This is a genomic window from Coleofasciculus chthonoplastes PCC 7420 (assembly GCF_000155555.1).
Classification (GTDB): domain Bacteria; phylum Cyanobacteriota; class Cyanobacteriia; order Cyanobacteriales; family Coleofasciculaceae; genus Coleofasciculus; species Coleofasciculus chthonoplastes_A.
On sequence record NZ_DS989883.1, the window covers coordinates 21,532 to 30,592 of the forward strand.

The window sequence follows — 9,061 nt, forward strand, 5'->3', positions numbered from 1 at the left end:
ACCAATGACCAATGACAATTAAGATCGTCCTTTCTTCTCGTAATACTGCTGATGGTAATCTTCGGCGAAATAATAATCAGAAGCGGGGTTGATTTCAGTCATAATATCCTGGTCATACTTACCAGACATCTGAAGCTTGCGCTTTGATTCTCTGGCTATTTTCTCCTGGTCAGAATTGTGGAAAAATATAACCGAGCGGTATTGCTCTCCGCGATCAGGTCCCTGACGATTATATTGGGTAGGATCATGAATTGACCAAAAAACATTCAGCAAGTCATTGTAGGAAATCTGAGACGGGTCATACTGGACTTGCACCACTTCTGCATGTCCAGTAATTCTGGCACAAACATCTAGATAGGAGGGGTTAGGAAAATGTCCTCCCATATAGCCAACGGATGTAGACGTAACGCCGTTTAATCGACGGAATGCCGCCTCGACTCCCCAGAAGCATCCTGCTCCAAATGTAGTTTTTTCCATTAGAGATTCACCTATTTTTTTGACAACTGAATATAAGTATATTGGTGGAAATTAATCCAAATCCATACCGTTCTGTCAATAGCCCTTAAACCCTTACCAATAACCTAGCTTGCTTCTTCAAGGGAAGCGAGTATGACAAATGATAATTCCCACCGTTAAGTTTAAGTTGAATAGCACCCTCAATCAGCAATTTGGGAGTACCAAAACCATGGATATACCGTAGGGTGGGCATTGCCCACCATCATGCCAGTCAGTATCATTCACGTTAACGTTCTCCACCGATTTAGCCTAATTGAAGATGAACCAAGCATAAGTCAAAATTGCCAGAAAAGCGAAGCCAATGAGAGTTTCGCGTTGGTCTTGCCAAAGCCGAAGTACACTTTGCCTTATGGAACTTAAGGTGACTCTACGTTCATGACCGAGTTCATCCATGAGTTGAGCCACTCTAACATCGACTTCCTCAACGGAGACATCGCCTCGCTTGTAGGCAGCTTCTAACTCGTCGAGCTTTCTCCAGTAGTCTTTGGTGGATTCGATCAGATTAATCATGGTTACGCTAGGATTGTTAACTTATGTAAATATCCTAGCGTGACTCCTGGAGTCGGGGGGTGAGGTTTACCCAACCGCCTGGTGAGTAAGTAGGGGCTGCTGAATAAGTGCTGTGGTGAGGGGGAGCGAGGGAAGCCGGGGAAGCTGGAGGAGCAAGGGGTACATTTTTTCTGATAGCGGTGTAAGGAACAAGGCAGAGGGCAGAAGAGGGCAGAAGGAAAAAATACCCAAGCTATAAAAAGGGGTTTCAAAAGCAGATTAATCCTTCTCAGGTAATCTCGCTTCGCCAAATATCTGCTGCGGCGTCAATTCTAATCCCTCAAACAACGAATCGGTGATCACCATATCTTTCGTATAGGTTCGCGGTGGCGCATCGGGATAGAAAACGGTGATACTTCTGGCGTGGGGATCGACAATCCAAACTCGTAAGACTCCCGCTTCTAGATAATCGGTGGCTTTCTCGATCAATGTGCCAAATCTTTGTCCCTGTGAAATAATTTCAATGGCTAATTCTGGGGGAACTGGACAAGGTTCATCTTCCATCACGTCTGTCGGTAGTCGCTGATAAGAAATATAGGTCAAATCTGGCACAGGAACCCAGTCTTCACCCCGACGTTTTAACGCGATCGCCCATTCGGGATTCACTTCTCCCCATTCCTGACACCACTGGTTCAAAAGCGTATACAAAGCACCCGTTACCCTAGCATGAAATCGTTTTGGTGACATTTTTGGTACTGCCTCGCCCTTGACTAATTCGTGAGTTACATCTGACTCTGGCATTGCCAGAAAGTCTTCAAGTGTAAGTTTTTTTTCTAACTGTTGCATGGCTATAAGTGATTGGTATTTGGGAAACAGGTGATTGAGAAACCCTCCCCTATCTTCCTTATCCCCTTGTCCTCATTTTAATTGACAGATCCCTAAACCATCACACAAAGCTGTTTCTGCTCAAGACTCTGGAGTTCTAAACTGGGAGGAATGGGTTCAGGCAGGGGTTCAATACTATGATAAAATGCATAGTTTAAATGGGCGGATTTAACCATTTGCTGGATACCATTGACTAATACTCTCGCTGTATTTGGTCCTCTGACTAGAGACGTGTAGAAAAATACATCGTATTTGGCTAAAGCAATCCCCTGACCCGCCTGACCAGTTTCATAAACATCCCAATTATACTGAATATCGATATCATTCAGGTTCCGGACTCGCCAAATAGCAAAACCATCTGTCCAGCCGATGTTCGTCAGTTGCAGCTTGGTCAAATTCCGTGTCATAAATCCCCCAATTCCCTGTTTTCAACGCTGTTGACTGTGCTGTTTTCAGTATGGAAACGAGATGTTAGCGATCGCGTTGACGTATTGTGTAACTTGATACTGAACTTAGATAAAACTTATGGGTCTGACATCACGATACCCTAGATCGTGCCAAGTTCAACGCGCTGGGAATCAACCTGAAAAATCAGTGATAATAGTTTTATGTTGCACTATCGCAAGTCCACGCTCATTGACGCACCCGTGGAGGTTGTCTGGAACTTTCACGAGCGTCAAGATATCCTAGAACGACTTACTCCGCCTTGGCAACCTGTTCAGGTTGTACGTCGCGAAGGTGGGTTAGGTGTGGGTGCGATTTCGGAATTTCGTCTGTTTTTTGGTCCAATTCCGCTGCGCTGGGTAGCGATTCACATCGAATGCGAACCCTATTCCATCTTTACTGATAAACAGAAGGAAGGACCGATGGCGTATTGGGTTCATCGCCACCAATTTAGTCCAGAAGCAGGCAAAACCCGCTTAACCGATAGGATTGAATATGGATTACCGGGAGGATGGCTAGTCGAGAGGCTGTTGGGTTGGTGGGTAGACGCCCAACTCGAACAACTATTTAGCTATCGCCATCAGGTGACACAAATCGAGTGCAGCAGAATCGGGGAGGAGACGTAGCTATCCGTGTCAACTTACTACAGCCTTAAGCAAAATTCCCGACTTCTTCAAGAAGTCGGGGATCTGTCTGTAGTTGCGATCGCGAATTTAATTTGAACGTGTTAGCGTGAAAATAAGGATGAGGGATAATATCAAGAAACTGTTTTCCCATCAATTAATCAATAAACAGGGCAAATTTATAAATAGGATCAACTTAGAAACTGAATGAGTATCTTCACGCTGCAATCCGTTAAAAAAGATTTTGGCATTAAAGAAATCCTCAAAGATGCCAGCTTTAGCCTCGATACTACCGATAAAGTCGGCTTAATCGGTACGAATGGATCAGGCAAATCCACTCTATTAAAAATGATTGCTGGACTCGAACCCATTGATGGTGGTCAATTTCTGGTCAATCCCGGCGCGAGAATTGCCTACTTACCCCAACAACCTAACTTAGATGAAAATCGTACCGTATTAGAACAGATCTTTGCCGATAGTGGTGAACAGATGAGACTCATCCGGGATTATGAGGAATTATCCCACAAATTGGCACGAAATTCAGACGATAAACAAGTCATGGCACGTTTATCTCAGGTGACACAGCGCATCGAAACTCTAGGTGCTTGGGATTTAGAAACCAGTGCCAAAGTCATCCTCACTAAACTAGGAATTCAAGACTTTGATACACCAATTGGCAATTTATCTGGAGGTTATCGGAAGCGCATCGCCTTGGCGACAGCGTTACTATCAGAACCCGATGTGTTACTGATGGATGAACCCACCAACCATTTAGATGCCATGTCGGTAGAATGGTTACAAGGATATTTAAAATCCTATCCGGGAGCCATTCTATTAATTACCCACGATCGCTATTTTTTGGATCAAGTCACCAATCGGATTATTGAAATTGACCGAGGTGATATTTATACCTACAATGGCAACTATGCCTACTACTTAGAGAAAAAAGCCCTCGCCGAAGAAACTGCCGTCAGTCAAGAACGGAAACATCAGAATGTATTGCGGCGAGAGTTGGAATGGCTGAAACGAGGTCCAAAAGCGCGGAGTACGAAGCAGAAAGCGCGAATTGATCGCATCCATCAGATGCAGGATCAAGAGTTTAAACAGGCTCAAGGCAAAGTCGATATTTCCACAGCCAGTCGTCGGATTGGCAAGAAAGTCATTGAGTTAGAGAATGTCTCCAAGGGGTACAGCGATCGCACGTTAATCCAAGACTTTACTTACGAATTTAGTCCCGATGATCGGGTTGGCATTATTGGCGAAAATGGTAGTGGTAAATCTACATTAATGGATATTATCACTGGGCGGATTGAGCCAGATTCAGGTGAGGTGGATATTGGCGCAACGATTCATATCGGCTATTTTGATCAGCATTCTGATCATTTACTAACGGCAAGCAATCAAAATCAGCGGGTGATTGATTACCTCAAAGAAGTGGCAGAATATGTGCAAGCTGGGGATGGAACGCTGATTACGGCATCACAAATGTTAGAGCGTTTTCTGTTTCCACCAAATCAACAATATGTTCCCATTCATAAACTGTCTGGGGGAGAAAAGCGCCGCCTATTTTTGTTGCGCGTCTTAATGAGCGCTCCCAATGTGCTAATTTTGGACGAACCGACCAATGATTTAGATGTACAAACGCTTTCGGTATTGGAAGATTACCTAGAAAATTTCAATGGCTGTGTGATTGTGGTATCTCACGATCGCTATTTTTTAGATCGCACCGTCAACAAAATTTTTGCCTTAGAATCAGAAGGGAGTCTGCGTCAGTATCCGGGTAACTATTCTGTGTATCTGGATTACAAGGAAGCGGAAGCAGCAGCATCGGCTGAAGCCAGTGCTAAGATGCAACAGAAGTCAGAAAAGTCGGCAAATGGGGAAACGCTGACAACGCAATCGTCTGGTAATGGAAAACCGCGTCGGCTTTCTAATTGGGAACGGCGCGAGTTTGAAGAATTAGAGGATAAAATTCCCCAACTGGAAGCGGAGAAGGCAGAGGTGGAAAAAGCGCTGTATAATTCATCTCCTGGTAAAGTGGATCAGGTGCAGGAACTTTATCAGAAATTAGAAACCTTGACTCATACTATTGATACAGCCACAGAACGTTGGTTGGAATTGGCGGAAATTGGGGAATAGTCTTATGTCATTCGTCATTCGTCATACTCGCTTCCCAAAAGAAGCAAGCTACGTCATTTGTCATTTTTCCTTAATTAAGGGACGGTGGATTAAACTTCAAAATTGAACATTAAACATTCATAATTCAATGGCATATCAATCTATCGAGAATTACGGCATTATCGGCAATATGCACACCACAGCCTTAGTTGGCTTAGGAGGTTCAATTGACTGGTTTTGCTTTCCTCGACACGATTCTCCGAGTGTTTTTGCCGCGTTACTGGATGCTGAGAAAGGGGGTCATTTTAAGATTGCTCCCTGTGTGGATGGTGTCACTCATAAACAGTTATATTGGCCCGAAACGAATGTGTTGGTGACTCGCTTCTTGGCATCTTGTGGGGTGGGTGAGATTATTGATTTTATGCCTGTGGGTATGCCTGTGAATCAGCAAGGGTATCACTGGTTAGTGCGGCAAGTGAGAGTCGTTCGCTGCAAGATGAAGTTTCGCTTAGAATGCTATCCTGCTTTTAATTATGCCCGCGATCGCCACGAGACGATTCTCTCATCCACGGGGGCGTGTTTTAAGTCGCCGTCTCTGAGTTTGGGATTGGTGACGGATGTTCCCTTAAAACAAGATGAATGCGGTGTCTTCACCGAATTTACGTTAGAGTCTGGACAAACCGCCGTTTTTGTGCTGCAAGAAACTGACCAGGATGGGGGGTGTAGTTTGCCACTTCGCCATCAAGAAGCGATGCAACTCTTTGACGATACGGTGGCGTATTGGCGACGCTGGATTGGCAAATGTACTTATGAAGGTCGATGGCGCGAGACGGTGGAACGTTCCGCCCTGGCGTTGAAGTTACTCACCTACGAACCCACGGGAGCAATTATAGCAGCGCCGACGTGTAGCTTACCGGAAATGATTGGGGGTTCCCGAAATTGGGATTACCGCTATACCTGGATTCGAGATGCATCCTTTACCGTGTATGCTTTACTCCGTATCGGGTTTACCGAGGAAGCCGCCCAGTTCATGCGGTTCTTGGAAAATCGCTGTCAGGAGTTGGATTCCGATGATCCGTTGCAGATTATGTATGGTATTGATGGCTATCATAATCTTGATGAAGAGATTCTGGATCATCTTGAGGGGTATAAGGGATCTTACCCGGTTCGGATTGGTAATGGGGCTTATAAGCAGTTACAGCTTGATATCTATGGCGAGTTGATGGATTCGGTGTATTTGTTCAACAAATATGGCACCCCGATTTCCTATGACTTGTGGCGATCCCTACGGCGGTTACTGAATTGGGTTTGCGATAATTGGCAACGCCAAGATGAAGGAATCTGGGAAACACGCGGGGGACGCAAGGATTATATTTACTCTAATCTAATGTGTTGGGTTGCGCTGGATCGTGGCTTACGGTTGGCTCAAAAGCGCTCATTTCCAGCGGATCACCAGCGATGGCTTACGGAACGCGATCGCATCTATGAAGAAATTATGACGAAGGGATGGAGTGAGGAGCGTCAAGCTTTTGTTCAATATTACGGTAGCACGTCCCTAGATGCCAGTAATCTGATTATGCCCTTAGTTTTCTTCATGTCTCCCACTGATCCTCGTATGTTGAAAACCCTGGATGCGATTAATTCCCCGCCAGAAGTAGGGGGACTGGTTTCTGATAGTTTAGTGTATCGGTATAACCCCGAAGAAGCGCCGGATGGTCTTTCGGGAACAGAAGGAACGTTTAATCTCTGTACATTCTGGCTCGTTGAGGCGTTGACAAGGGCGGGAAAAGTAGACACTAAGCGACTTGAGCGAGCTCGACTGATTTTTGAGCAGATGCTCAGTTATGCCAACCATTTAGGATTGTATGCCGAGGAAACGGGTTCGAGTGGTGAAGCGTTGGGCAATTTTCCTCAGGCGTTTACCCATGTATCTTTAATTAGTGCGGCGTGGAATCTGAATCGAGCGATCGAGCATAATTTATAGCGTATCAGTTCAAGAAGTCACGGCGATTAAAATCGCTGCTACACAAACAAAGTCCGCCTGCGCGGACTGGATTATAAAGGAGGTAATCAACCCAGATTTGTATTACCTACCGCTAACTGCTATTACGCCAACTGACGCTCTAGAACAGTAGTCCAGTAATCGAAATCGATGCTAGTTGTAGTTGTAGGTTGGGTTGACGCCAGGAAACCCAACAAAAGATATCGATGCTAGAACTTCTGAAAAACAGTAGCACAATAATCAATGACGCGATCGCTCCTACCTTACCTAACGCAGAAAACTCTGTAGCGGCTCTCAAGTGCTAACGGTACACCCAAACGTAGGGGCGCAAGGCTTGCGCCCTCACATAATTACCTCTGCACGCTTTGGTGGCTGAGGCTACCTGGGTGCTTTATGCCAACCACTCTCGATCGCCTCTGATTCTGTACAAAACCATCGTTCACCCTTTGCGGGATCAATGATGGTTGATTGATAGTCTTCCATCCCCGGAAGATGATAAACTTTCGTCTGTATTAATAGAAATGTTGCCTTTGATATTGCACCCAGGTTTCGTAACATATGTAATTGGAGATGGAGAATCGCTAGCCCTAAATTCCATTGCAAAAATTGTAATAACAGCCATAATCCCCAAGCTAATGAGTATTTCAACTCGCCCACGCTTCTTTCTCTTATGCCTTGTCGGTAATGGACTTTTCCGAACATTAGTCCTGAATTCTTTTGGGACTTGGGTTTGATTTTGATTTTGGGACAGGTCTAATGAGCGTAAGGCTGCCCCTTGAATGGATGCATTAGAGGCACGTACTTTCCCTTCTAAATCAGTGGCTAGCTCATACAGGATTATATCTCCGACTTTTGGACGGCGACTTGTTCCTTTTAACGCACTGATATGCAGAAAAACATCTTTGTTACCATCATTCGGTTTTATGAAACCAAAACCTCGCTCATCTTTCCAGGTTTTTAATCGACCTTTATATAGAATAGGCTTCATGCCACAATTTTGCTAATTTTTTATAGACATAGATTACCATAAAAAGCTTTTGTTTTGCCAGTTTCCTGTTGCCTGTTACCTTGTCCTTACATTCCCAATTTAAATACATGACAGCTTAACGCCCAGCGATATCATTTTATCTCTGCTGATGTGGTACTCGGTGAAGCTGGCTTTCGTCCATATTTACCCATCACCCTGCTTTATCAGCAACAGTCTGTCGCCACATCCGGTTGACTAGACACAGGCGCAACTGTGAATGTACTCCCTGATCCAATCGGTGTTGAACTGGGATATGAGTGGGAACAACAGACAACTCGTTTAAACTTAACAGGAAACTTAGCGCAGTATGAAGCTCGTGCTGTGGTTGTTCAAAACGCGATCGCATCGGATGGGGAATGCGATCGCGTCTTGGGTGTTTACACAGAAAAGTTTATTCGTGATTAGGCAATTTCGCCAGTGTTGTAAAATTGAAAGAGTCATTACCCATCAAGCTATCTATGCTAAGAACAGTTGAAGGCGTTTATCAGAACGGACAAATTCAGCTAGCTGAACTCCCGCCAGATGTGAGCGATCGCGCCCAAGTTCTGGTTACTTTTTTGGAAGCAGGCAAAATTAACCCTAAGCAACTGCGCCAATTGATTGATCAATTAGAAACAATTGCAGGCATCCAGCAAGGTTTGGCTGAAGTTGATGCCGGACAAACTCGCCCTATTGGAGATTTTATCCAAGAAATTCACCAGAACTATGGCATTTCAGGTTGAAATTACCCCGATTGCTGAAGCTCAGATTGAGCAAGCCTATCGTTGGTATCGGGAACTTAATCCAGAATTTGCGGATCGCTGGTTCCGAGGATTGATGAATGCGATCGCAACGCTTCAAGAAAAACCCCAGCGTTGTGCTTTAGCTGTTGAACATGAGATTTTTCCAGAACAAGTCCGACAATTACTTTACGGAAAATCTAAAAATATCTATCGAGTGCTATTTATGATCGAGAAC

12 protein-coding genes are annotated in these 9,061 nt (G+C 44.7%); 6 read left to right on the plus strand and 6 right to left on the minus strand.

The annotated features are described in order from the left end of the window. Positions 1 to 18 precede the first annotated feature (18 nt). From msrA to MC7420_RS34035, 4 genes are all read right to left on the minus strand, one after another. Positions 19 to 477: a peptide-methionine (S)-S-oxide reductase MsrA gene (gene msrA, locus MC7420_RS34020; protein WP_006106468.1), complete on the minus strand. Its 459-nt coding sequence runs from the start codon at positions 475 to 477 to the stop codon at positions 19 to 21. 288 nt (positions 478 to 765) lie between these two features. After that, on the minus strand, positions 766 to 1,026 hold the full coding sequence (locus MC7420_RS34025) for a hypothetical protein (RefSeq protein WP_006106469.1): 261 nt from the start codon (positions 1,024 to 1,026) through the stop codon (positions 766 to 768). Between the two features lie 258 nt (positions 1,027 to 1,284). Then, on the minus strand, positions 1,285 to 1,851 hold the full coding sequence (locus MC7420_RS34030; protein ID WP_006106458.1) for a Uma2 family endonuclease: 567 nt from the start codon (positions 1,849 to 1,851) through the stop codon (positions 1,285 to 1,287). Positions 1,852 to 1,943: 92 nt separating this feature from the next. Continuing rightward, the gene (locus tag MC7420_RS34035) at positions 1,944 to 2,297 is read right to left on the minus strand and encodes a hypothetical protein (RefSeq protein WP_044211305.1); all 354 of its coding nucleotides are present in this window, start codon (positions 2,295 to 2,297) and stop codon (positions 1,944 to 1,946) included. Between the two features lie 201 nt (positions 2,298 to 2,498). On the opposite strand from MC7420_RS34035, the gene MC7420_RS34040 reads away from it, so the two are divergent. The 3 genes from MC7420_RS34040 (at position 2,499) to MC7420_RS34050 (ending at position 7,059) form a co-directional block, all read left to right on the plus strand. Continuing rightward, positions 2,499 to 2,960 carry an SRPBCC family protein gene (locus MC7420_RS34040; RefSeq protein WP_006106502.1) on the plus strand — a complete coding sequence of 154 codons (462 nt, stop codon included), beginning with the start codon at positions 2,499 to 2,501 and terminating at the stop codon, positions 2,958 to 2,960. Positions 2,961 to 3,164: 204 nt separating this feature from the next. Then, a complete protein-coding gene (locus MC7420_RS34045; RefSeq protein WP_006106473.1) occupies positions 3,165 to 5,096 on the plus strand; it encodes an ABC-F family ATP-binding cassette domain-containing protein in 1,932 nt (643 codons plus the stop codon). A gap of 127 nt (positions 5,097 to 5,223) precedes the next feature. Further along, positions 5,224 to 7,059: a glycoside hydrolase family 15 protein gene (locus MC7420_RS34050; RefSeq protein WP_006106454.1), complete on the plus strand. Its 1,836-nt coding sequence runs from the start codon at positions 5,224 to 5,226 to the stop codon at positions 7,057 to 7,059. A gap of 396 nt (positions 7,060 to 7,455) precedes the next feature. On the opposite strand, the gene MC7420_RS44365 is transcribed toward MC7420_RS34050, so the two are convergent. Together MC7420_RS44365 and MC7420_RS34055 are read right to left on the minus strand one after the other, a co-directional pair. Further along, complete coding sequence (locus MC7420_RS44365; RefSeq protein WP_449240187.1) at positions 7,456 to 7,560, minus strand: hypothetical protein; 105 nt, start codon at positions 7,558 to 7,560, stop codon at positions 7,456 to 7,458. Further along, positions 7,532 to 8,065, minus strand: coding sequence for a cold shock domain-containing protein (locus tag MC7420_RS34055; protein WP_232231849.1), 534 nt, complete (start codon positions 8,063 to 8,065; stop codon positions 7,532 to 7,534). Before MC7420_RS34055 ends, MC7420_RS44365 begins: the two co-directional genes overlap by 29 nt. A 252-nt stretch (positions 8,066 to 8,317) precedes the next feature. Between MC7420_RS34055 and MC7420_RS44260 the strand changes: the two genes are divergently transcribed. The 3 genes from MC7420_RS44260 to MC7420_RS34070 all read left to right on the plus strand — a co-directional run. After that, positions 8,318 to 8,509 (plus strand): hypothetical protein, encoded by a 192-nt coding sequence (locus MC7420_RS44260; RefSeq protein ID WP_006106493.1) that lies wholly within the window; start codon positions 8,318 to 8,320, stop codon positions 8,507 to 8,509. 53 nt (positions 8,510 to 8,562) lie between these two features. Then, entirely contained in the window at positions 8,563 to 8,826 is a 264-nt protein-coding gene (locus MC7420_RS34065) for a hypothetical protein (RefSeq protein WP_006106477.1), read from the plus strand. Continuing rightward, positions 8,810 to 9,061: type II toxin-antitoxin system RelE/ParE family toxin (locus tag MC7420_RS34070; protein ID WP_006106507.1), on the plus strand; the 252-nt coding region annotated here is incomplete at its 3' end. The genes MC7420_RS34065 and MC7420_RS34070, both read left to right, overlap by 17 nt.

Coding starts and splice junctions, on each gene's coding strand:
- msrA (WP_006106468.1), bottom strand. CDS start 477: ATGGAAAAAACTACATTTGGAGCAGGATGCTTCTGGGGAGTCGAGGCG.
- MC7420_RS34025 (WP_006106469.1), bottom strand. CDS start 1,026: ATGATTAATCTGATCGAATCCACCAAAGACTACTGGAGAAAGCTCGAC.
- MC7420_RS34030 (WP_006106458.1), bottom strand. CDS start 1,851: ATGCAACAGTTAGAAAAAAAACTTACACTTGAAGACTTTCTGGCAATG.
- MC7420_RS34035 (WP_044211305.1), bottom strand. CDS start 2,297: ATGACACGGAATTTGACCAAGCTGCAACTGACGAACATCGGCTGGACA.
- MC7420_RS34040 (WP_006106502.1), top strand. CDS start 2,499: ATGTTGCACTATCGCAAGTCCACGCTCATTGACGCACCCGTGGAGGTT.
- MC7420_RS34045 (WP_006106473.1), top strand. CDS start 3,165: ATGAGTATCTTCACGCTGCAATCCGTTAAAAAAGATTTTGGCATTAAA.
- MC7420_RS34050 (WP_006106454.1), top strand. CDS start 5,224: ATGGCATATCAATCTATCGAGAATTACGGCATTATCGGCAATATGCAC.
- MC7420_RS44365 (WP_449240187.1), bottom strand. CDS start 7,560: ATGGAAGACTATCAATCAACCATCATTGATCCCGCAAAGGGTGAACGA.
- MC7420_RS34055 (WP_232231849.1), bottom strand. CDS start 8,065: ATGAAGCCTATTCTATATAAAGGTCGATTAAAAACCTGGAAAGATGAG.
- MC7420_RS34065 (WP_006106477.1), top strand. CDS start 8,563: ATGCTAAGAACAGTTGAAGGCGTTTATCAGAACGGACAAATTCAGCTA.